General features: G+C 70.7%; 20 protein-coding genes. 4 read left to right on the forward strand and 16 right to left on the reverse strand.

Features of this window, described 5'->3' with window-relative positions; genetic code table 11:
* Positions 1–156 precede the first annotated feature (156 nt).
* From AB0M83_RS41010 to AB0M83_RS41055, 10 genes are all read right to left on the reverse strand, one after another.
* Positions 157–384, reverse strand: a complete 228-nt coding sequence (locus tag AB0M83_RS41010; RefSeq protein WP_364525997.1) for a hypothetical protein — start codon at positions 382–384, stop codon at positions 157–159.
* Positions 385–457: 73 nt separating this feature from the next.
* Positions 458–2,149 carry a chaperonin GroEL gene (gene groL / locus AB0M83_RS41015; RefSeq protein WP_364525999.1) on the reverse strand — a complete coding sequence of 564 codons (1,692 nt, stop codon included), beginning with the start codon at positions 2,147–2,149 and terminating at the stop codon, positions 458–460.
* 10 nt (positions 2,150–2,159) lie between these two features.
* The gene (locus tag AB0M83_RS41020; protein ID WP_364526001.1) at positions 2,160–3,185 is read right to left on the reverse strand and encodes an NAD(P)-dependent alcohol dehydrogenase; all 1,026 of its coding nucleotides are present in this window, start codon (positions 3,183–3,185) and stop codon (positions 2,160–2,162) included.
* Positions 3,182–3,898, reverse strand: a complete 717-nt coding sequence (locus tag AB0M83_RS41025) for an iron-sulfur cluster assembly protein (RefSeq protein ID WP_364526003.1) — start codon at positions 3,896–3,898, stop codon at positions 3,182–3,184. Before AB0M83_RS41025 ends, AB0M83_RS41020 begins: the two co-directional genes overlap by 4 nt.
* Complete coding sequence (locus AB0M83_RS41030; RefSeq protein ID WP_364526005.1) at positions 3,895–4,932, reverse strand: amidohydrolase family protein; 1,038 nt, start codon at positions 4,930–4,932, stop codon at positions 3,895–3,897. Before AB0M83_RS41030 ends, AB0M83_RS41025 begins: the two co-directional genes overlap by 4 nt.
* Positions 4,933–4,974: 42 nt before the next feature.
* A complete protein-coding gene (mimD, locus tag AB0M83_RS41035; protein ID WP_284748407.1) occupies positions 4,975–5,346 on the reverse strand; it encodes a propane 2-monooxygenase effector subunit MimD in 372 nt (123 codons plus the stop codon).
* Entirely contained in the window at positions 5,343–6,512 is a 1,170-nt protein-coding gene (locus tag AB0M83_RS41040; RefSeq protein WP_364526008.1) for a toluene hydroxylase, read from the reverse strand. The genes mimD and AB0M83_RS41040 overlap by 4 nt, the downstream gene beginning before the upstream one ends.
* Before the next feature lie 18 nt (positions 6,513–6,530).
* On the reverse strand, positions 6,531–7,574 hold the full coding sequence (locus AB0M83_RS41045) for a 2Fe-2S iron-sulfur cluster binding domain-containing protein (RefSeq protein ID WP_364526010.1): 1,044 nt from the start codon (positions 7,572–7,574) through the stop codon (positions 6,531–6,533).
* 19 nt (positions 7,575–7,593) lie between these two features.
* A complete protein-coding gene (locus tag AB0M83_RS41050; RefSeq protein ID WP_364526012.1) occupies positions 7,594–9,246 on the reverse strand; it encodes a methane monooxygenase in 1,653 nt (550 codons plus the stop codon).
* A 105-nt stretch (positions 9,247–9,351) separates the two neighbouring features.
* Complete coding sequence (locus AB0M83_RS41055) at positions 9,352–9,600, reverse strand: hypothetical protein (RefSeq protein ID WP_364526014.1); 249 nt, start codon at positions 9,598–9,600, stop codon at positions 9,352–9,354.
* A gap of 167 nt (positions 9,601–9,767) precedes the next feature.
* Between AB0M83_RS41055 and AB0M83_RS41060 the strand changes: the two genes are divergently transcribed.
* Positions 9,768–11,573 carry a helix-turn-helix domain-containing protein gene (locus AB0M83_RS41060; RefSeq protein ID WP_364526016.1) on the forward strand — a complete coding sequence of 602 codons (1,806 nt, stop codon included), beginning with the start codon at positions 9,768–9,770 and terminating at the stop codon, positions 11,571–11,573.
* A 276-nt stretch (positions 11,574–11,849) separates the two neighbouring features.
* Here the strand turns inward: AB0M83_RS41060 and AB0M83_RS41065 are convergent, their stop codons facing one another.
* On the reverse strand, positions 11,850–12,560 hold the full coding sequence (locus AB0M83_RS41065; RefSeq protein ID WP_364526018.1) for a DUF4142 domain-containing protein: 711 nt from the start codon (positions 12,558–12,560) through the stop codon (positions 11,850–11,852).
* A gap of 206 nt (positions 12,561–12,766) precedes the next feature.
* On the opposite strand from AB0M83_RS41065, the gene AB0M83_RS41070 reads away from it, so the two are divergent.
* Positions 12,767–13,243 (forward strand): MarR family transcriptional regulator, encoded by a 477-nt coding sequence (locus tag AB0M83_RS41070; RefSeq protein WP_364526020.1) that lies wholly within the window; start codon positions 12,767–12,769, stop codon positions 13,241–13,243.
* A gap of 17 nt (positions 13,244–13,260) precedes the next feature.
* The gene (locus AB0M83_RS41075) at positions 13,261–13,674 is read left to right on the forward strand and encodes a DUF5655 domain-containing protein (protein WP_364526022.1); all 414 of its coding nucleotides are present in this window, start codon (positions 13,261–13,263) and stop codon (positions 13,672–13,674) included.
* A gap of 43 nt (positions 13,675–13,717) precedes the next feature.
* Here the strand turns inward: AB0M83_RS41075 and AB0M83_RS41080 are convergent, their stop codons facing one another.
* Positions 13,718–14,983 carry a YncE family protein gene (locus tag AB0M83_RS41080; RefSeq protein WP_364526024.1) on the reverse strand — a complete coding sequence of 422 codons (1,266 nt, stop codon included), beginning with the start codon at positions 14,981–14,983 and terminating at the stop codon, positions 13,718–13,720.
* 171 nt (positions 14,984–15,154) lie between these two features.
* Between AB0M83_RS41080 and AB0M83_RS41085 the strand changes: the two genes are divergently transcribed.
* Entirely contained in the window at positions 15,155–16,276 is a 1,122-nt protein-coding gene (locus AB0M83_RS41085; RefSeq protein WP_364526026.1) for a helix-turn-helix domain-containing protein, read from the forward strand.
* Here AB0M83_RS41085 and AB0M83_RS41090 read toward each other — a convergent pair whose 3' ends face one another.
* The 4 genes from AB0M83_RS41090 to AB0M83_RS41105 all read right to left on the reverse strand — a co-directional run bounded on the left by AB0M83_RS41090 (position 16,277) and on the right by AB0M83_RS41105 (position 21,982).
* Complete coding sequence (locus AB0M83_RS41090; RefSeq protein ID WP_364526028.1) at positions 16,277–16,486, reverse strand: DUF2945 domain-containing protein; 210 nt, start codon at positions 16,484–16,486, stop codon at positions 16,277–16,279.
* 88 nt (positions 16,487–16,574) lie between these two features.
* Positions 16,575–17,804, reverse strand: a complete 1,230-nt coding sequence (locus tag AB0M83_RS41095; protein ID WP_364526030.1) for an FAD-dependent monooxygenase — start codon at positions 17,802–17,804, stop codon at positions 16,575–16,577.
* A 31-nt stretch (positions 17,805–17,835) separates the two neighbouring features.
* Positions 17,836–20,832 (reverse strand): BTAD domain-containing putative transcriptional regulator, encoded by a 2,997-nt coding sequence (locus AB0M83_RS41100; protein ID WP_364526032.1) that lies wholly within the window; start codon positions 20,830–20,832, stop codon positions 17,836–17,838.
* 28 nt (positions 20,833–20,860) lie between these two features.
* Complete coding sequence (locus AB0M83_RS41105; RefSeq protein ID WP_364526034.1) at positions 20,861–21,982, reverse strand: epoxide hydrolase family protein; 1,122 nt, start codon at positions 21,980–21,982, stop codon at positions 20,861–20,863.
* Positions 21,983–22,003 lie beyond the last annotated feature (21 nt).

Here is a 22,003-nt window from a genome sequence, read left to right on the forward strand (position 1 = left end):
GTCAGGCCAGCCTGGCCCGGGCCTTGACCACGCGGGACAGTTCATTCACAAGCCGTTACCGGCAACCTCATTCTGAGTCACCGCGTGCTCAAGACTGGACCTTAACCGCACATCGTGCGGCGCCACCAACCCTGACACTGAGACTCATTCAAGACCTCAGCGCGGGCCCTGGCGCCGGCCCACCGAGCGGCCGATGAAGAACCCCAGCAGCAGCCCCACCACCAGACCGACGGCGATGAAGAAGATCACCGTCGCCGCGGCGATCTTGCCCACTGTGCCCAGGAAGCCCTTCGCCTCGAATTCCTGGACCGTCGCCAGCGTCTGGACCATCACGTAGTGCGTCATGATCACCAGCGTCGCACCCACGCCGGACCGGCGCAGCACGGAAAGGTCCCTTCACCGGCGCTCAGGACGCCGGCGAAGGGACCTCCGATCTCCGTCGGCCGGCAGACGTGGCTCAGCCGACGGAGGGGCCCATCCCGAGGGACTGCGGCGTGCTCGCGTCGGGCGAGGGCTGGTGCAGCCCCTCGTCCAGGGGACCGAACTCGGTCATCAGGGCCGCGCTGCCGCCCCACGGGGTCTGCTCCTCGGCGATCAGCGAGTTCGTCGTCAGCAGCAGCCCCGCCACCGACGCCCCGTTCTGGATCGCCGAGCGGCACACCCGCAGCGGGTCGACGACGCCCATCGCCACCATGTCGCCGTAGCGGTCGTGCAGCGCGTCGAAGCCCTCGTCGTCGCCCAGTTCGCGGGTGCGCGCGACGATCTCGTGCGCCGGGTGGCCCGCGTTGTGCGCGATGAGGAACGCCGGTTCGGCCAGCGCGCGCCGCACGATCTCGACGCCGATCGCCTGGTCTCCTTCCAGCCCCAGGCCTTCCAGGGCCTTTTCGGCGTGCAGGAGCGCCGCTCCCCCGCCCGCCACGATGCCTTCGGCCATCGCCGCGCGGGTCGCCGACAGGGCGTCCTCGACCCGGTGCTGCAGCTCCTTCAGCTCGGCCGGGGTGGCCGCGCCGACGCGCACGACCGCGACCTTGCCGGTCAGCGCGCCGATCCGCTCGGTCAGGACGTCTTCGTCGACGCCGAACTGCGCTCGTTCCAGCTCCGCCCGCAGCTGCCCGACCCGGAACTCGACCGCGTCGGACGTGCCGGCGCCGCCGACGATCGTCGTGTTGTTCTCGGTGACCCGGACCTGCTTGGCCCGGCCGAGGTGCTCCAGCGTCATCGTCTCCATGCTGAACCCGGACGTCTTCGAGAGCACCGCGCCGCCGACGATCGCGGCGAGGTCCTCCAGCTTGTGCAGCCGCCGGTCACCGAAGCCGGGCGCGCGCACGGCCACCGACTGGAACGTGCCGTTGACGTGGTTGTGCACCAGCATCGACAGCGCCGTGCCCTCGATCGACTCGGCGATCACCACCAGTGGCCGCGGGGCCCGCATCACCTTGTCCAGCAACGGCATCAGCTGCTGCACCTTGGTGATCTTCTCCGCGGACATCAGGATGTACGGGTCGTCGAGCACCGCCTCCAGCCGGCCCGGGTCGGTGACCAGGTACGGCGAGAGGTAGCCGTTGTCGAACTCGAAGCCCTCGACGAAGTCGACGCTCATCCCGATCGTCGGTGACTCCTCGACCGTCACGACCCCGCCGTCGCCGACGGTGTGCAGCGCCTTCGCGATGACGGCGCCGACCGTGTCGTCGTCGTTGGCGGAGATCGCCGCGACGCGCGCGTAGTCCTGTTCGGACACCACCGGGTGCGCCTGCTTCTCCAGGTGTGCCACCAAGAGCCCGACGGCGTGGTCGATGCCGCGCTTGACGAGCACCGGGTTGCCGCCGCCCGAGATCGCCCGCATGCCTTCGTGGACGATCGCCTGGGCGAGCACGGTCGCCGTGGTGGTGCCGTCGCCGACGACGTCGTTGGTCTTGATCGCCGCTTCCTTGACCAGCTGCGCGCCCATGTTCTCGAACTGGTTCTTCAGGTGGATCTCGCGCGCGATGGTGACGCCGTCGTTGGTGACCACCGGCGAACCGGTGATCTTCTCGATGATCACGTTGCGGCCTTTGGGGCCGAGGGTGGACTTGACCGCTTCGGCCAGCTTGTCGACGCCCGCGAGAAGCAGGTCGCGGGCGTCCGAGCCGAACCGCAGTTCCTTCGCCATGTTCCTGCTCCTAGGGGGTGAGGATGGCCCGACCGCGCACGCGTCCGGCATCGAGGTCGGCCAGTGCGTCGAGAGCCGCGTCCAGCGGGTACTTCTTCGTGTGGAGCGTGACCTTCCCGGCCTGGGCGAGCACCATCAGCTCCGCCAGGTCGTTGTAGGTGCCGACCAGGTTGCCGATGACGTTGCGCTCGGTCGAGATGATGTCGATGGTCGGGATGTCGATGTTGCTGCCGTAGCCGATGACGAAGTGCGACCCGGCGCGCCGCGTCATCGCGAACGCGTCCTGCTGCGCGCCCTGCTCAGCGACGAAGTCGAGCACGACCTCGGCGCCGTTGCCGCCGGTCAGGTCGAGCACCGCGTCGACCTGCTTGCCGTCGCCCAGCACCGTCTCGTCGGCGCCCAGGGTGGCCGCCAGCTCGAGGGCGTCGGCGTTGCGGTCGACCACGATCACGCGGGCCGCGGTCAGTGCCTTCAGTGACTGGATGCCGATGTGCCCGAGGCCGCCGGCGCCGTTGACGACGCAGGTGGTGCCCGGGTACAGCTGCGGCACGGCCTTGCGCACCGCGTGGTAGGCGGTGATGCCCGCGTCGGCCAGCGCGGCGACGTCCGACGGCTGGGTCGCCGGGTCGAGCTTGATGCACGCCCGCGCCGACGTCAGCAGGTACTCGGCCATCCCGCCGTCGGAATCGATGCCGGGGAAGCTCCCGTTCGGGCAGTGCATGTCGTCACCCGCGCGGCAGGCGTGGCAGAGCCCGCACGTCGGGGTGGGGTGCAGGATGACCGTGTCGCCGACCGCCACGTTGGACACCGCGGGGCCGACCTCGTGCACCCAGCCCGCGTTCTCGTGCCCGATCGTGTAAGGCAGCGCGACGCCGGACTTCTCGGCCCACTGCTCCTCGATGATGTGCAGGTCGGTGCGGCACACGCCGGCGCCGCCGATCTTGACCACGACGTCGAAGGGCCCGGTGGCGCGCGGCTCCGGTACGTCTTCGATCACCGGGTGCTGGTGGTACTTCTGCAGCCGCACGGCCTTCATCCCGTGCCCTCCTCTTCGGTGGTCAGGGAGTACCGCGCGCGCAACATGCCGCGGCACACCCCGGAGTTGGCCTCCATGCTCGTGCGGGTCAGCCGCGCGAACGCCAGGTGGCGCTTCGCGTCGGCCGGGGCCACCGCCCGCCCGGTGGCCGGGTCGAGCAGCAGCGGGTCGCCGTCCTCGGCGGGCAGGCCCAGCTCGCGGCGGCGCGCCCGCAGCCGCTCGACGTCCGGCCCCGGCGGAACCTCGCCGAGCGTCAGCGACGCCGGGTCGAGACCGGTGCCGGACAGCGACCGGCAGACGCGGTCGGTGCCCGCCAGCACGGCCTTGCGCACGAAGTCGTGCCGCAGGCTGTCGAGCTCGTCGACGGCCTCGCCTTCGAACGACGCGACGAACCCCTGCCGGGCCGCCACCCCGCGGTTGATGACGTCGGACGCGAAGTGGTCGTCCAGCCGGATGTCGAGCCCGGTCAGGCCCGGCACGCCGGCGACGGCGTCGTAGGCGTCGGCGACCATCAGGAACGCGAAGTTGGGCGCGCAGAAGTAGGTCGGCAGCCGCAGCCGGATGACGGCGTGGCCCGCCGCGCTCACCTCGCAGCGGGCCACGAAACCCAGGTCGGTGAGGGGTTCGTCCAGTTCGGGATCCCGGACGGTGCCCAGCGCCGACCACACCGCGGTGCGATCGGCGCGGACGATCCGGTCGTCGAGGGCCGTCACGGGTTCGGCACGCCGACGGGCTCGACGTCCTTCGGGTCGGCGAGCTTGAACTCCGCCGGCACGTCGATGTCGTACAGGCGGGCGGCGTTCAGCCCGAGGATCTTCTTCTTCTGGTCGACGGTCAGCGGCGCGAAGTCCGACAGCTCGTCGTCACCGGGCATGTTCCAGTCGACGAAGCCCTCGACCTGCCACTTGGGCTCCCAGATGGCGTAGTCCGCGCCGAAGATCAGCTTGTCCTCCCCGAGCCAGAACATGAGCTCGCCCATGACCTTCGCGAAGAACTTCGGCCGGGCGTGCATCAGGCCGCCGACCACCACGGCGAGCCCCGCGTAGACGTTGCGCTCCTGGGTGGCCATGAAGCAGAAGTCCTCGATGCGCGGCAGGCCGACGTGCTCGACGATGAAGTTGAGGCCCTGGAAGTTCGTCGCCACGTGGTCCACATCGGACACGTCGAAGGCGTCCTTGTCGAGCGGCCAGATGGTCGGTCCCTTGTGGATGTGCACGTTCTTGACGCCGAGCTCCTCGCACTTCTCGAGGTACTTCGCCGCTTCCGGGTCCTTGAGGCTCCAGCCGCGGGAGTCGCCGCGCCACTCGGCCGTGTAGAGCTTGACACCCTTGCAGCCGTACTTCTTGACCCGTTCCTCGAACGCCTTCATGCCTTCGTCGCCTTCACGCGGGTCGAAGGTGGTGTTCACAAGGAACTTGCCGGGGTGCTTCGCGGCCAGCGCGCCGTCGGCTTCGGTGGTGTTGAAGCCGTTCTTGTACCACTGCCGCAGGTTCGTCGGCTGGAAGATGGCGGTGTCGACGTGCCCGACCTCGAACAGGTCGTGCATCATCAGCTCTTCGGAGTACTTCTGGAACCGGTCGATCGGCCAGTGCGTCTCCTTCGGGCCGAGGCCCTGGTAGGCGTGGAAGCACTCGATCCAGCCCTTGGCGTATTCCTCCTGGCCCTTGACCCAGTTGTCCGGGCTCGCGTCCCAGAAGTGGGTGTGGGCGTCCACCACGAAATACTTCTCGCCGTCTTTTTCGTACATCGGTGATCCTTCCTGAGCGGATCGAGTGCTTCCTGCGGGTGGTTACTTGATGACCTTCAGGTCGAAGTCGAGGTACTCGGCCGCGTCTTCGGGGTTGGCGAACATGATCGTGCGGTCGTCTTCGTGGATCATGCGCCCGTAGTGGGTGGACATGCTCTCCTCGAACTCCGCCGCGTTGAACCAGCCCTCTTCCTCGCCGGCGGCCTCGTCGACCTCGGCGTAGACCAGGTCGGTCCGGCCCTTCGCGTCGACGCGGATCATCGACGGCAGCGGCGTCACGGTCACGTTGTCCTTGCCGGCCATGACTTCCGCGATGATCGCGCCGACCTGGTTGTTCATCAGGGTGAAGCCGCACATGTTCGAGGCCGTGTTGTTGACCTTGTACGGGCTTTCCGAGGTCTTGAAGACGGTCACTGGCCCAGCTCCTCCGGTGCTTTGAGACCCAATTCGGACAGGATTCCGGCGAACCGGCTCTTCGCCCGGTCGAGACCGTCCTCGAACCGGATCGGCTTGGCGTCGGGCTGCGACCACAGCGGCTGCAGGGCCCGCGCGGCGGCGATGCTCTTCGGCACCCAGTCCGCGAGCCACTTCTGCAGCAGCGCCTGGTTGTGGCCGGCGAACTCCTTGTCGTTGATCAGCAGGTGGAACATCGCCTTCGTGTAGCGGAGGTCGCGTTCGGAGAAGTCGAACTCCTCGGCGCCGATCAGCGTCGGGGTGACGAAGTCGCCGTTCGCGGGCGCGGCCTGCTGCACCAGGTTGCTGCGGAACAGTTCGCCGACGAGGGGCTCGAAGACGATGTTCGCGGCGAAGATCGCCTCGCACCAGTCCCAGATCCCGGTCAGCTGCTCGGCGGTCTCGCGCACGCCCTGCCAGGCCGGGTCCTCGGCCCAGGTCGCCAGGTGGGCGGTGCCGTCGAAGCCCTCGACCTCTTCGGTCAGCGTCAGGTTGTACAGCGCCAGGTCCTGCGCCGCGCGGATCCGGTGCATGCTGTTCACCGAGATCGCGTTGTTGTGCATGTTGGTCGGCGCGCGCCGGTTGGCGTTGGCGTACAGGTAAAGGCCGAGACCGTGGTCGACGTGCATCCAGGCGCCGACGTGCTTGGCGACGAACTCGACCCAGTTGGGGTTCCACTGCTCGAACGCCTTGGCCTGGCGCGCCGCGTCGATGTTCTGGTTGAGCTGGCGCACGACGTTCGCGTTGTAGCGGTAAAGGGTGAGTTCCCACTCTTCGTTGGGGTCGCGGAACTCGTGCCAGCCGTGGGCCGGCCAGTCGTAGCCCTTGCCACCGGAGCCGGGGCTGCGCTCGGGGACCGGCCGGTCGGAGCCCCACGCCTTCAGCGCGGTCCATTCCAGCGGGTAGCCGCCCTTGCCGTCGGCGAAGGCGTAGAGCCAGCCCTGCGACAGGTAATGCCGCGGGTCGGGCTGGACCTCGACGGTGACGTCTTCGTAGTGGCTCTGCTTGCGCTTGGCCGGGGTGAAGTAGTTGTACTGGCGGGCGGTGGAGTCCGGGAAGACCTTGGCGCCCGCTTCGGCGTCGGTGAACGTCGGCTTCGGCACGCTGCGTTCGGAAGTGGCTGTCATGGGATCCGTCCTCTGTGTTCAGGCGTCGGATTCGCCCGTGGTGGTGAACTTGTCGTAGAAGACGCGCTTGTCGGCGACGCCGAGCGCGGGCAGCAGTTCCAGCGCGGCTTCCACCATCGGGGGCGGGCCGCAGACGTAGGCGTCGGCTCCGGTCAGGTCGTGGCCGGCCCGGCGCAGGACGTCGGTGATCAGGCCGGTCTCGCCGTCCCAGGCGTCGTCGCCCGGTTCGGAAAGCGCTGGGACGTAACGGAAGTTCGGCAGCCGCTCCTCGAGCTCCCGCAGTTCGGCGTGGAAGCAGAGGTCCGCCTCGCGGCGGGCGCCGTAGTAGTAGGTCGCCTTGCGGTCGATGCCGCGCTCGGCCATCGACCGCAGCAGTGACAGGATCGGTGCCATCCCGGCCCCGCCGCCGACGAAGACCAGGTCCTTGCCCGGGTTGTCCCGGAGGGTGAACACCCCGAACGGGCCGGTCACCCGGAGCCGGTCGCCGACCGCGACATCGGTGTCGAGGAACCGGGAGAACAGCCCGTCGGGGTAGATCTTGATGACGAACTCAAGGAGCCCGTCACGCGCCGAGGTGTTGGCCATGGAGAACGACCGCGACTCCTCGGTGCCCGGGATCGCGAAGTCCAGGTACTGGCCCGGGAAGAACTTCAGCGACTGGTCCGGATCCGTCAGCTTGACGACCAGGTGACGCAGGTCGTGGGTGACGTGGTCGTTCGCCACGACCTCGACCTCGGCCTCCTGGATCGGCAGGCCGGACTGGATCATTTCCTCGTCGTAGTTGAGCAGCTCGATCGTGAGGTCTTCGTAGGCGTGGGCCCGGCACAGCAGCGTGAAACCCTCCTCCTTTTCGTAGTCGGGGAGCGCGAAGGTCGAGTAACGGTCGTGTTCGACGTCTTCGCCGTCGAGGATGAACGACTTGCAGGCCGCGCACTGTCCTTCCTTGCAGCCGTGCATGAGCATGACGCCCTGCTCGGCGGCGGCGCGCAGGATCGTGGTGTCCTCGGCGACGTCGATCTCGATCCCGACCGGTTCGAACCGGACGCGGTGCTTCTCTGCCATGCCAGGCCCTCCCCTGTCGTCAGGCCTGCTGCGGCGCCGGGCGCCCGGCCGGGCCCTGGCGGTTGTAGTCGGCCACGAACGCGGCGCGCTGCTCGTCGGTCATCTGGTTGAGCAGCACGTTCGGCGACTGCACCTCGGGCATCCGGCGCAGGTGGTCGAGCGTCCACATCTTCTTCGGGTCGAGGTCCAGGTGCGGCTGCGCGACCATGGTCTTCCCGTCGTCGCGCACGAAGCCCATGTCGGAGACGACGTCGGCCCAGTTCCAGCCGTGGTAGAGCGTCTCCCACTCGCGGGCGCCGACCAGCTGGCCCATGTTCGGGGTGTTGCGGCCCTGGTAGGTCGGCCGGAACGCCTCGGCGTCGGTCCAGCGGCACGTCTCCGAGCAGTACGTGCGGTGCTGGCCGTCGACCTCGTCGACCACCATGTCCTCGCGGATGAGGCACGGCACCATGCACGTCCAGCAGCGGTGCGGGTACACGTAGTCGACGTCCTCGGCGACGATCGGGTGGTGCCCGTTCGGCGTCGCGAGCCGGCTGTAGTTCTCCCACCACTTGCCGTACTTGTCGTACCAGCCGGGGTACTTGTACTCGAACCACTCGAAGTCTTCGTCGGTCATCGGGTCGATGCGCCAGTAGTTGGCGAGCCACCCGGTGGCGAAGAACTGCGCGACCTCGTGGACGTAGCCCTTGTTCCAGATCCGGTTCCACGCCTCTTCGATGAGGTCGTGCGGGATGATCAGCCCGTACTTCTCGAGCGGAACGAGGTAGCTGCGGTAGTAGTCGTCGTAGATCCAGCGGCGCCACATCTCCGCGTAGCTCTCGCGGTCCTTGCGGCGGTCCTTGGTGCCGTACTCGATGAACGTGCCGATCGCGGCGTCGACCACGGCGTGGTTGTTCCACCACGCGTACCGCAGGTCGCGTTCGAGCAGCTGGTGGTTGCCCTCGTCCGACAACGCCATCAGCAGCGTCGCGTAGCCGTTGCTGATGTGGCGGGACTCGTCGGACTGCACCGAGTGGAACACCGTGGGCAGCAGGTAGTCGCCGTTGGCGGCGGCTTCCGCCGGCATGGCGACGAAGAGGGTGTTCGTGAACGCCGTCTCCGCCACGATGGTGAGGTAGATGCTCGCCGCGGTGATGGCGTCACCGGTGATGAAACCTTCGGCGAACTGGCGGCCGATGGTGCCGCAGTAGTCGTTCTGGAAGTTGCGCAGGCTCGAGTTGAAGCCCGCCGGGTCGATGTAGTTCTGCATGTACAGGCGCTTGAGGTTCTGCTGGATCGTCGAGTGCCGGACCTCGTCGATCATCTGGATCGCCTGGCCGTTGTGCAGTTCCGGGTTGGGCACCGTGCGGAACAGCAGCGGCATCGCCCGCGCGGCCGAGATCTCCGGCAGCGGGATGATCGACAGGAACAGCTTCTGCCACTCCAGCCAGCGTTCCTGCACCTGGCGGAACATGTTGCCGCGGATCGCGCCGTCTTCGGCGCCGTAGACCCGGTGGTCCTTTTCCTCCTGCATCGGGAAGTACGAGCGGAGGACCTGCTTCAACGGGTCCTTCTTCTTGGCCTTCTGGAACGTGTAGTCGGTCCCGTAGTGCGAAACCGGGGTGTGGTACGCCGGCTCCCACGACAGTTCCTGGATCTTTTGGTGGGCTTTCGCCACACTCTGGCGACTCATGGAGACTCCTTGTCCGTCGCTCGCCGTCGGGGCGGACGTCCTGCGTCCACCATTCAAGGGGCGACCGCGAGTGACGCGGGTCTCAATCTGAGACAGAACCGCTGCTCAGGGCGTTTCGTCCGCGCCGAGCATCCGGGCGCGCAGCTCGGCGAGCTCACTGTGGACGCCCGTGCGCACGCGCGCGTCGCCTTCGACGGTCGGGGTGATCCCGAGCGCGCGCAGCAGCGCCGCGGCCGGTTCGCCGGGATGGCCCTCCCCGCCGAACACCGGGTGCAGCCCCTGTTCCGCCAGATGGTTGAAAACCAGGTTGACGATCGTCCACGGGTTGTACGTCTCCGCGGCCTCGGTGGCCATGGGCACTCCTCCTGGTCAGCGGTCGCTTCCGGATCCATCGGACCGCCACCCGCGCGCGGCGGCCGTCTCAATTTGAGACACCGCGCGGCGCACGCCGCATCTAGGCTGAACGGGCGGCACAACGGGTGTGCCCGCACCCACGTGGGCCGCGGGAAGCTGGAGGTCACGTGGACGACATCGCGCCCGGAACGCTGCTCGCCGACGACGAGCTCGCCCGCACCCGGGTGCGTTTCCTGACGGCCGAACCGGTGCCGCCCGGCACGGTCCGCCAGACGATCCTGGCCTCCTGGCGCCGCTCGCAGGAGTTCCAGGTCGAGGCGGACCGCATCGACCCGCTCTTCCACGGCGAACAGAACCTCGACGTCCCCCTGATGCGCGGCGCCGAGCCGGTGCTGCACAAGCTGGGCGAGCAGTTCGACGGCCAGCCGATCAGCCTGATCCTCACCGACGCCAACGGCGTCGTGCTCACCCAGCGGACCGGCGACGCGGACCTGAAGCGGCACCTCGAACGCGTCGAGCTGGTGCCCGGGTTCAGCTACGGCGAGCAGTCCGTCGGGACCAACGGCATCGGCACCGCGCTCGAAGACGGCCGCGCGACCACCGTGTTCGGCCACGAGCACTACGCCGAGCACCTGGAGAACCTGGCGTGCGCGGGCGTGCCGATCCACCACCCGATCTCCGGCAAGAAGATCGGCGCCGTCGACCTCACCTGCTGGTACAAGGACGCCGGCGGCCTGCTCATCGCGCTGGCCCGCTCGACGGCCGAGCAGATCCGGCAGGCGCTGCTGCGGCACAGCGACCTGCGGGAGATGATCCTCTTCCAGGCCTACCTGCAGACCTGCCGCCGCTGGACCGGCATCGTGCTGGCGTTCAACGACGACATCGTGATGATGAACGACCGGGCGCGGCAGCTGCTCGACCCGGTCGACCAGTCGGTCCTGCTCAGCCACGCCACCGAGGCGCTGGCCGGCGGGCGCCGGACGTCGGCGACGCTGGCGCTGTCCAGCGGCCTGCGGGTGCGGGTGTTCTGCCGTCGCGTCCCGGGCCAGCGGGAGACCGACACCGCGGGTGGCGTGCTGTCGGTGAAGCTGATCGAGGCCGAGGAAGCCCTCGCCGTGCCGTCGACGCCGATGCTGCCGATGTACCTGCCGGGTGTGGTCGGCTCGGCGCCGCTGTGGCTGCGCTGCGGGCACGAGCTCGACACGGGCCACCAGCGCGGCGAATGGGTCGCGCTGGAAGGCGAGGCCGGGACCGGCAAGCTGACCCTGGCGAAGGGCCTGCACCAGCGCCACCACCCGGCGGCGCGGCTGCTGAGCGTCGACGCGGGCGTCACGTCCGGCACCGACTGGGCGGCCGAGCTGCTGCGCGAACACGCCGAGGCCCCGATCCGGACCCTGGTGATCCGCCACGCCGACCGGCTGACGGCGCCGGCGGCCAACGCGCTGGCGGCGACGTTGCGGGAGCTGCGCGAGCGGGCCGACGCGCCGTGGGTCGTGGTCACGCTCGTGCCGGAGGCCGAGACGAAGCCGGCGCTGGCCGAGCTGCTGAAGTCGTTCCCGCGGACGGTGCGGGTGCCCCCGCTGCGCCACCACGTCGAGGACCTCGCGGAGCTGGTCCCGCTGGTGCTGAGCAAGCTCGGCTACGGCGGCCGGCTCACCTGCTCGGCGGCGGCGCTGCACCTGCTGATGCGGGCGGAGTGGCCGGGCAACACCGGCCAGCTCCACCAGGTGCTGCGGAAGGTGGCCCAGCGCCGCCGGGCGGGGGCCATCCGCCCGGGCGACCTCCCGGCGGAGTTCCACACCCTCGCACGGCGGCCGCTGAACCGCTTCGAGTCGATCGAGCGCGACGCCATCGTGCGCTGCCTCGAGGACGCGGACGGCAACAAGGTCCGGGCGGCGAAACTGCTGGGCATTTCCCGGGCGACGATCTACCGCAAGATCCACGAGTACGGCATCGTCCCGCCGACCCGCTGAGTTCGGCCCCCGGCCGCCGTGAATGACTCATTCCTGGCGTCCGGCGCAGTGAATGACTCATTCCTGGCGTCCGGGCAGTGCCTCCCGGTACGTCCCGTGCCTGCCGCCGGTGGTCGCCTTGCCCCCCGGCGGAGGCTGTCGCCGAGGTCAGCTCGACCGTGTAGCGCTGCCTGGCGGCGGCTGAAGCAGCGGCGCCGATGCAGTGAATGACTCATTCCTGGCGCTGGACGCCAGGAATGAGTCATTCACTGCGCACGAGCCGCCCGTGAACCCCGGTCACTTGGGCGGGTTGACCGCCTTGGCGACGTCGGCGATCGTCTGCGCGTCGACCAGTCCGGTGTCCTCCAGGACGCTCATGTGGTCGAGGACCGTCTGGTTCGCCTCCGTCGCGTGCCGGCGGATCACGTCGTTCTGCGTGCCGGCGCGGACCTCGGCGATCGTCGCGAAGATCTTGCCGTGTGACGCGCGCAGCAGGTTCACGAACAGCTTGTCGAACTCGAGCCCCTGCGCGGCGGTCAGCTGGCGGACCCAGCCCTGCTGTTCGGCGCTGGCCTGGTCGGGCAGCGTCACGCCGAGCATCTTCGCGTCCTCGCGGACGAGCTGGTCCAGGTGCGAGTGCCCGTCGAGCAGGTGCAGCCCGGCGCGCTTCACGGCGTCGCTGCTGGCGTGGGTCTGCGCGAGGGTGCCCGCGGGCATCTCCCACAGCCCGGCCTGGCGGACCTTGACCAGGAACGTCTGGTCGAGCTCGGTGACCGGCCCGGCGTTCGCCACGTTCGTGCTCGCGGCCGCCTCGGCGGCCGAGCCCAGCCGCATGCCCGCCATGTCGTGCCCGTACGCCGGGACCTGCGCCTGCGTCGACCCGGGAGCGGTCTCGGCGCTGGCCTTCAGCACCATGACCGAGCCCACGGCGACCACGGCGAGAGTGGCCACGACGACCAGCACGGTCCGAGCCCTGGCCTTGGCCGTCATGCCACGGTGATCCGGCATCGTTCCTCCTTCTGGCGACAAGTGCCTGTACGGGGTACTACGGCTCTCGTCACGAAGAGGTTCAAGTCATTTTTCTTGTGTACCAACGGTTTCCCACAGTCCACTGTGGAGACGCGAAGAAGAGCGGCCGATCCGGCCGGAACGTCCGGCGAGTGCCGGGGTGACCCATCTTGACCGATGCTCTTGCGGATGGCAAGTATTGCTTCATGCAAACCCTCGAAGACGCGGCACCGGGCGCCGACCCCGACGTGGTGGCCCTGGACAGCCTGACCCTGGTCCTGGTCGGGATCGCGTGGGAGTGCGCGCACGCCGCGCCGCCCGAGGTCACGTTCCCCCAGACGCGCCTGCTGCTCATCCTCGACCGCCTCGGCCGGGTGCCGAGCTCGCGCCTGGCGGCGGCGATGGACGTCAACGCGTCGTCGGTGACGCGGCTGGCCGACCGGCTGGAGGCGCTCGGCTACGTCGCGCGCGGCCGCGACCCGCGCAACCGGAGCGTGGTGACCCTGGAGGTCACCCCGACCGGCCACGACCTGGTGGCGCGGATCCTCGACCGGCGCCACGCGGCGCTGGGCGGGCTGCTGGACCGGTTGCCGCCGGCGCAGCGGAAGACCGCGGCCGCGGCGGCCCGGCGGCTGGTGACCGCGGCCGCCACCATCCCGGCGCTGGGCCCGGCGCCGCTGTGAGTGCCATCCTGGACGGCATGGCGACCCGGTGGACGTGCCCGCGCTGCGACCGCGAGTTCGCACGCGCCGGCCAGGGCCACACCTGCGTCCCGGGGTGCACGGTCGACGACACGTTCGCCGGCCGCGACCCGCGGTTCCGCGCCATCTACGACGCGGTCATCGGCCACCTGCGGACCCTGGGCGACGTCCACGAGGACGCCGTCACCGTCGGGGTGTTCCTCAAGCGGGACCGGAAGCTGGCCGAGGTACGGCCCCGGTCCAAGGACGTCCTCGTGTACCTGTTCCTGCCGTACCCGATCGAGACGGCGCGGATCGCCCCGGCCCGGTGGGCGAGCGGACCCCGGGTGGGACACCAGCTGAAGCTGCGCGAAGTGTCCGATGTGGACGACGAAGTCCGGGCATGGCTGACGATCGCGTTCGAAACGTCGTGAGTGGGAAACAGGGTTCTAACCCTGTTTCCCACTCACGACGGCATCAGGTTGCCGGACCCGTCCAGCCCTCGGGGACGTGGCCGATGCGGACCCGCTGCGGGTGGTCGCCCACCGGTACCGAGACCAGCTTCTGCCCGGTCGCGAAGTCGATCGCCGTCACCTGGTCCGCGCCGGCCTCGGAGATGACGCACGCGCCGCCGTCGCCGCTCACCGTCGCCCAGTACGGCTTCACCGCGGGCACCAGCGTGCCCTGCTGCAGGGTCGCGCGGTCGACGACCGTCGCGTAGTCGTCCATCGTGCCGGCGACGCAGAGCTTCGTCCCCGCCGGGTTCATCGACATGCCGTGGTGGCGCGAGTCGTTGACGAAGGTTTTGCGGTCGTCGCTCGTGGCCGGGTTCTTCGGCAGCTCCTTGACCCGCGTGATCCGGTCGCTCGCGACGTCGTACTCCAGGAAGCCGTTGAAGAACGACACCTGGAAGTACAGCTTGGATTCGTCGGGCGTGAACGCCACGGGCCGCACGGCGTCCGAGAGGTCCCGGCGCCCGAAGGCGTCGAGCCGCTGCCGCATGTCGATCACCTTGACCTGGCGGAAGGTCGACGCGTCGACGACCGTGATGCGCCGGTCCCCCTTCGTGAAGTCCCAGCCGGGGTCATCGAGGTCGGTGTTGACCTCGCCGATCGACATGTTCCACAGGAACCGGCCGCCGTCGGTGAACACGTTCTCGTGCGGCTTGTCCCCCGTGGTGAACGAGCCGACCTGCTGCCCGGTGCCGATGTCCAGCACGTGCACGGTGTTCGACGTCGAGGCGGACACGGCCACGCGGCGGCCGTCCGGCGAGATCGCCATGTGGTCGGCCCGGAACCCCGAAACCGGGAAGCGCCAGGCGATCTGTCCAGTGGCCAGGTTGACCGAGACGACGTCGGCGAAGCTCGGCCGCGACGCCACCACCGACGTCCCGTCCGGCGTGGTGTACATGTCGTCGACGAACTGGTCGTGCCCTTCGCCGGGCCCGTTGCGGATGCCGAGGAAGAACGCCAGCTTGATCGGGTTCAGGTAGATCTCCCGCAGCCGGTCGTCCTTGTCCGGGATGATGTTCACGCGCCCGATCTTGGCGAAGGAGCCGCGGGACTGGATGACATCGGCCGTCCCCTCCCAGTTGTTGCCGACGAACATCACCTCCCGCAGGGCCGCGGGGGCGCCGGTCGCCGGCACCGCGGCGCCGGTCGTCAGCAGGGCGACGGCGGAAGCCAGGTACGCCAGGCGGGAGAGGTACGACCGCCGTCGGCGGGTGCTCGGGGATGTGCGCACGGAAGACACCTTTCGACGCTGAAGAGGTGCGGCGGTGGTTTTCGCGCGGAACAGGGGTTACTGTCCGGTATGCCACGATAACCGGCCCCGGGAGCTCCTCCGGTAGGGCCGATCGCCCAACGTCGCGGAGGGCGGGTTGTGGCCGTGCCACAACGGGTCCGGGAGGTGCCGGTGACGTCGCTGCTCCGGCGGATCCTCGACGACCTGGCCGCGGACGAGACCGTGCTCGACGAGCTGGTGAAAGTCGCGCGCAGCGAGTCGCCCGAGGTCGCCCGGCTCCCGGAAGCCGAGAACCGGCGGCACATCCAGGTCCTGCTCTCGGCTGCCCTCCGCGCGACGGCCAGCCCCGACGGTCCCGCCCGCGAGGACTACACCACCGCGGAGGCGCTCGGCGCCGACCGCGCCGCCCAGGGTGTCCCGCTCACCGACCTCCTGCGCGGGGTCCAGGCGGGCCGCACGCACGCGGCGCGCGTCGCCGTCGAACGCGCCCGGGCCGCGGGGGTGCCCGACGACGTCATCCTCGAGACCGTCCTCGACGCCGACCGCTACACCGGTGCGCTGGAGCACCACATCGTCAAGGGCTACCACGCCGCCGAACTGCAGCTTTCCCGCACGGTGCGCGACGCGCGGACCCAGCTGCTGCGGACGCTGCTGCTCGCCGGGCACCCGCCCGCGCCCGAGGAGCTCCGGCGGGCGGGGCTGCATCCCGACGTCCGGTACTTCTGCGTGGTGTCCGACATCAGCGACCCGGCGCGGGCCCGCGTGCTGGAGCAGGCGCTGCTCGAGTTCGGCGGGGTCTACGGCCTGGTCGAGGGCAGGCTCACCGGCTTGGCGGCGCGGTCACCCGCGGGTGTCCCGCTGGCGGACGACGTCCTGCTGGTCGTGGCGCCCGCAGCACCCTTGACCGTGCTACAGGAAGTGCACCGCCTCTGCACGGCGGCGGCGCGCCTCGCCGGGAGCGGCTACCACGACCTGACGGCGCTGGCGGGCGAGATCGCCCTGACGGCGCAGCCGGTGCTCGGCGGCCTGCTCACCACGGCCCTGCTCGGCTCACTCGACCCGGCGAACCCGTTCCACCGCGAGCTGGCGGGGACGGCGCTGGCGTACCTCGACCACGGCCAGCGCCTGCGCTCCACGGCCGAAGCCCTGCACCTGCACCCGAACACGGTCCGCTACCGCCTCGACCGGCTGGCCGAGCTGACCCCGTTGGCGCTGGCGGAAAACGGTGGCCGAGTGCTCGACGCGGTGCGGTCGTGGTGGGCGCTGCACCGCTGGCTCGACGCACCGGGCTGATCAGGCCTTGTGCAGCTTGTCCGGGTGGTGCACGGCGGTCTTCCCGGACTTCTCGCTCTTGACGAGGTACTGCGGCTCCTCCGGCGACGCCTTCACGTCCCGCTTGCCCGCGTGCGTGTCCTTCGTGATCTTCTCCTCGACCGTGCCCACCGAACTCTGGTTGCCCGCGTCCCACCGGACGCGGTCGCCCTTCTTGAAGTCCTTGCTCATGAGAACCACCTCCGGCCCGGCGGATACCCCTGATCGGAGCGGGTACGCGTCCCGAATGGACGACGACGAGACCCCTGGCGGCACTCGCTCATGAACTGGGGCCACGATCCGCTGCGGTGAGCGCGTAGTCCTTCAGCACCAGCGCGTTCGCCGCTTCGCGGATCGGGCGGGCCATCTGCTCCAGCACCCGGTTGCGGCCCGGGAGGTACGGCATCAGCTTGATCATCCGGGTGTTGAACCACGCGAACGCCCGCGACGACGGGATGATCCCGCGCAGTGCCGTCTTGGCCAAAGCCTGGTTCTTCTCGATGTACGGCCGCATTTCGCTCTCGTAGCGGGAAAGTGCCACTGCGGGATCGTCCGAAGTGGCCAGCTCCCCCGCCAGGACGTACGCGCCCACCAGGGCCAGGCTCGTGCCCTGGCCGGAAGCCGGCGAGGCGCAGTAGCCCGCGTCGCCGAGCAGCGTCACCCGGCCGGTGGACAGGTGGTCCATGACGATCTGGCACACCGGGTCGAAGTAGAAGTCGTCCGCGTCGCGCATCGCGGCGAGGAGCGCCGGGATCTCCCAGCCCAGGCCGGCGAACTGGGTCGCGACGAGGTCCTTCTGGCCGTCGACGTCCCGGCGGTCGTACGTCAGGGGCGGCGCGCTGAACCAGAACGCGGCCTTCGCGTCGGCCGCGCGAGCCGTGCTGTAGACGTTCACCATCTTGCCCGCGGCCGCCGAATGCAGCAGCTCCCAGCGGTCCAGCTGCTGGGTGTTGGGTACCGTCGAGATCGAGATGTACGCGTCGAACCGGCGCAGGAAGTCCTCCTCCGGGCCGAACGCCAGGGCGCGGACGCCGGAGTGCAGGCCGTCGGCGCCGACGACCAGGTCGAATCGGCGCGGGGCCCCGTGGGCGAACGTCACGTGGATGCCGTCCGCGCGCTCGTCGAGGCCGGTGATCCAGTCGCCGAAGACGTACTCCGTGTTTTCGCGGGTCGCGTCGTAGAGGATCTTCGCGAGGTCGCCGCGCAGGATCTCGGTGTCGTCGCCGTGGCGGAAGCCGAACGTGTCGGCGTCGAGCGTCGCGAGTTCCTTGCCGCGCTTGTCCACGAACGCCGCGCCGCGCATGTCGGTGCTCGCCGCGTGCACCTCCTCCAGCAGGCCCATGCGGCGGACGACGTCGACCGCGACCCCGCGGATGTCGACCTTGTAGCCGCCTTCGCGCAGGCTCGGGGCCCGCTCGACGACGGTGGCGCGGAAGCCGTGGCGGTGCAGCCAGAAGGCGAGGGCGGGGCCGGCGATGCTGGCGCCGGAGATCAGGATGCTCTTCGTCATGCCCCGAACTGTGGGCGCGGCCGCTGACCGTTCACGAACCGAGCGCGAACCGCCGCTGACCGAATTCGCTCAGCGCCTGCTCAGGGGGCATTTCGCGGCCACGGTCGAACGCTTCCGCGTAGGCCTCCGCGCCGATGCGCGCCCGCACGCGGTCAGTCACCGCAGCGACATCCGCGTCTCCGGCGACCGGCGCGCCACGCAGCCCGACGGCGACGCCGAGCAGGAACGCGGCCCGCTCGTCCTCGGCCCGCGCTGCGAGGACACCGGCCAAGCCTTCGACCGCCTGGGCCGCGCCTGGCAGGTTCGCGTGGTCGAGGGCCGTGGCCAGCGCCTCCTGGTGCAGGTCGGTCGCCTCGTCGAGGTGCCCTTCGGCAGCGGCCGTCCAGCCGAAGCCGGTGTGGAGCCGGATCCGCGTCTCGCCGCCGGTGACCGGGTCGACGGCGAGGCCGACGGCCGCGGTGTACCAGCGGCGGGCCGTGGCCAGGTCGCCCGCGCGCCGCGCGATCTCGCCCAGTCCGCCGCGGGCCCGCGCGAGTGTCGACGGCGTGCCGGCCGCGCGTGCCTTGCCGGCGGCGGCTTCGTAGTCCGCGCGGGCGGACTCGGCGTCCCCGGCGCGCAGCACGCCGTCGGCGCGGCGGCACAGCAGGTCGGCGGCGTCCTCGACGGCGCCGAGCTCACCGGCCAGCCGCACGGACTCGTCCATCAGCTCCCGGAACCGCGCGTGGTCGCCGCGCCAGTCCGCGAACTCCGCGAGCTTCTCCAGCGCGCTGGCCTCGCCCCAGCGGTCACCGAGCGCGCGGAATCCCTCCAGCGACGCCGAAAAGTGCGCCTCGGCTTCCGCGATGCGGCCGCGGTACTGCGCGCCGAGACCGTCGCCGATGCCCGTGAACGCCCGCGACCACGCGTCGTCGCCGACGAGCGCGGCCAGCCGTTCGCCGTCCCGCACCTTGGTGTGCGGGGAGAACGCCCACAGCAGGAAGAGGTACGGGTGGCGCAGTGATCCCTCGAGCCCCTGCAGGATCGGCTCGATCCCGACGCCGGTGCCGGACGCGTGGATCAGGCAGAGGACGTACTCCTCGGCCAGTCCCGGCGGTGGCTCGGTTCCGAACGCGGCGACGACGGCGTCCGCGAACGCGGTCGCCTCACCGCGCAGGCCGCGCAGCCACCAGTACCAGGTCAGGGCCGCGATGAGCCGCACCGCGGTCGCCGGTTCTTCGGACGCGCTCCAGCGCAGCGCCGCGTGCAGGTCGGCGTGCTCGGCGGTCAGCTCCGCCAGTGCGGTCAGCTGGTCCGCGCCCCGCAGCCTCGGCTCGGCCGCGCGGGCGAAGTCGAGGAAGTACTTCGCGTGTTCCGCCCGCCGGTCGTCGCCGTGCTCGGCGCAGAACGCGCGGATCGTCTCGAGCATCCGGTACCGGCCGCCGGCGAACTCGACGAAGGACTTCTCGACCAGGCCGGTGAGCAGGACGTCGGCGTCGGGTTCGGCGCAGACCCGTTCGGCCGCGCCGAGCCGCGCGCCGCCGGCGAACACCGCGAACCGGCCCGCGAGCCGCTGTTCGTCCGGCTCCAGGAGGTCCCAGCTCCACTCGACGACGCCGCGCAGGGTCCGGTGCCGCGGCTCGGCGGTCCGGTCGCCGCGCGACAGCAGCCGGAAGCGGTCGCCGAGCCGGGCCGCGACGTCGTCCGCCGACAGCGACCTCAACCGGGCGGCGGCGAGCTCGATCGCCAGCGGGAGGCCGTCGAGGGCCACGCAGATGCGGCTCACCGCGCCTGGATCGGGCACGCTGCCCGGGGCCACCGCCGCAGCCCGCTCGGTGAACAGCTTCTCCGCGGAGCCGGCGGGCAGGGCGCCGACCGGCACCAGCTTCTCGCCGGTCAGGCCGAGTGGCTCGCGGCTGGTGGCGAGCACGCGCAGGCCAGGGCACTCGGCGAGCAGCCGCCGGACCAGCCGGGCGGTGTCGGCGACGACGTGTTCGCAGTTGTCGAGCACCAGCAGCAGGGGGCGATCGGCGAGCGCGGCGGCCAGCCGCCCGGCCGGCTCTCCCGCCGCGCCGGGCGCCAGCACACCTTGCTCGCGCAGGCCCAGCGCGGCGAGGACCGCGCGGGCCACGTCGGTGGTCGTTGCCAGCTCGACGAAGCACACGTCGCCGGCCGCGGCTTCGATGGCGAGCCGGGTCTTGCCCGCGCCGCCCGGTCCGGTGAGCGTGACGAGCCGCGCGTCCCGCAGCGCCGTTTCGAGGTCGTCGAGTTCGGTCCGGCCGACGAACCCGGTCAGCGGCACCGGAACCCGCCGGGCGGGAGCGGGGGCGGCGGCCCGCAGGACGGCGACGTGCGCGTCCGCGAGTTCCGGCGACGGGTCCGCGCCCAGCTCGTCGGCGAGCCGCTCGCGGATCTCGGCGAAGGCGGTCAGTGCCTCGGCGGGGCGGCCGCCGCCCTGCAGCGCGCGGACGAGCTGGGCGGCGAGCCGTTCGCGCAGCGGGTGCTCGCCGGTGAGTCCGCGGAGATCGGCGACGAGCCGTTCGTGGTGGCCGAGCGCGAGTTCGGTTTCGACGCGGTCCTCGATCGCGGCCAGGCGCAGCTCGGCCAGCCGGGCCGCGCGCGGCGGATCCGCGAGGCCGTCGAGCGCGGGTCCGCGCCACAGCGACAGCGCTTCGGCGAACAGCTCCCGTTTCACGGCCGGATCGGCGGTCGCCCGCGCTTCGGCGGTGAGCCGCTCGAAGCGGTGGACGTCGACGTCCTGCGGGTCGACGGCCAGCCGGTACCCGGCCGGGGTGAACTCGACGAGACCGTCCGGCGCGCCGCCGTCGCGCAGGCGCCGGCGCAGCCGCGATACCTGCGACTGGAGGGCTTCGGCGGCACCCTCGGGCGGGTGGTCGCCGTGCAGGCCGTCGATCAGCCGCTCGGCGCCGACCACGCGGCCGGCGTCGAGGGCGAGCAGGGCCAGCAGCCCCCGCAGCTGGGGGCCGCCGAGGGGAACCGGGGTTCCGTCGGGACGGCGGGCTTCGACCGGCCCGAGGATCGCGAACTGCACGCCGCCGATTCTGGCCCACCGCCCCCGGTCACGGCCGCAGTTCCCGGAAGAACGCGCGGATGTCGGTCACGAGCAGCTCCGGCGATTCCATCGCCGCGAAGTGACCGCCCTCGGCGAACTCCGACCAGTGCGCGATCTTCTCCTCCGGGTCCATGATCTTCCGGACGACGGGCGAGGTGTTGAAGACCGCCCAGCCCGACGGGACGTCCGACGGCGCCAGCCAGCCGTGGCCGGAGTGCGCGGCCTCGTAGAGGAACCGAGCCGCCGTCGCGCCGCTGCGCGTGAACCAGTACAGGCTGACGGTCGTCAGGAGCCGGTCGCGGTCGACGCCGCCACCCGGGTTGGTCCACGCCTGGACCTTCTCGGCGATCCAGGCCAGCTGCCCGACCGGCGAGTCGGTGAGCGCGGCCGCGAGCGTCTCCGGTTGGTGCGACTGCAGGTCGAGATATCCGCGGCCGGCCTTCCAGTCCTCGCGGGCCGCGTCCAGTTCGGACTGTTCGGATTCGGTCAGGTTCTCCGGCATCGGCAGCTGCTCGCCGGCCAGCGCGATCGTGCCGCGGTCGCTGTTGACGTGGGTGCCGAGCACGCGCTCCGGGTACAGCGCGGCCAGCCGTCCGGTGACGCCGGCGCCGATGTCGCCGCCCTGCGCGGCGAAGCGGTCGTAGCCGAGCCGCGTCATCAGCTCGGCGAACGCGTCCGTCGTCCGGGCGAGCTCCCAGCCGGGCCCGCTCAGCGGCGTCGAGAACCCGAAGCCGGGCAGCGACGGGACGACGACGTGGAACGCGTCCGGCCCCGGCTCGGTCAGCGGCCCGATGACGTCGAGGAACTCGGCGAACGTGCTCGGATAGCCGTGGGTCAGCAGCAGCGGGACCGCGTCCGGGTCGGCCGACCGGACGTGCAGGTAGTGGATCCGCTGGCCGTCGATCTCGGTCGTGAACTGCGGGAACGCGTTGAGCGCGGCCTCCTGGGCACGCCAGTCGAAGCCGTCGCGCCAGTACTCCGCCAGCTCGCGCACGACGGCCGTGGGTATGCCGCGGGACCAGTCCGGCTCGTCGCCGGGTACGGGGTCCGCGAACCGCGCTTCGGCGAGGCGGCGGTGCAGGTCGTCGAGGTCGGTCTGCGGGATTGCGATGTGGAAGGGGTTCGTCATGACCAGGACGGTAGGAGTCAT

The organism is Amycolatopsis sp. NPDC051106, from assembly GCF_040682775.1.
Classification (GTDB): domain Bacteria; phylum Actinomycetota; class Actinomycetes; order Mycobacteriales; family Pseudonocardiaceae; genus Amycolatopsis.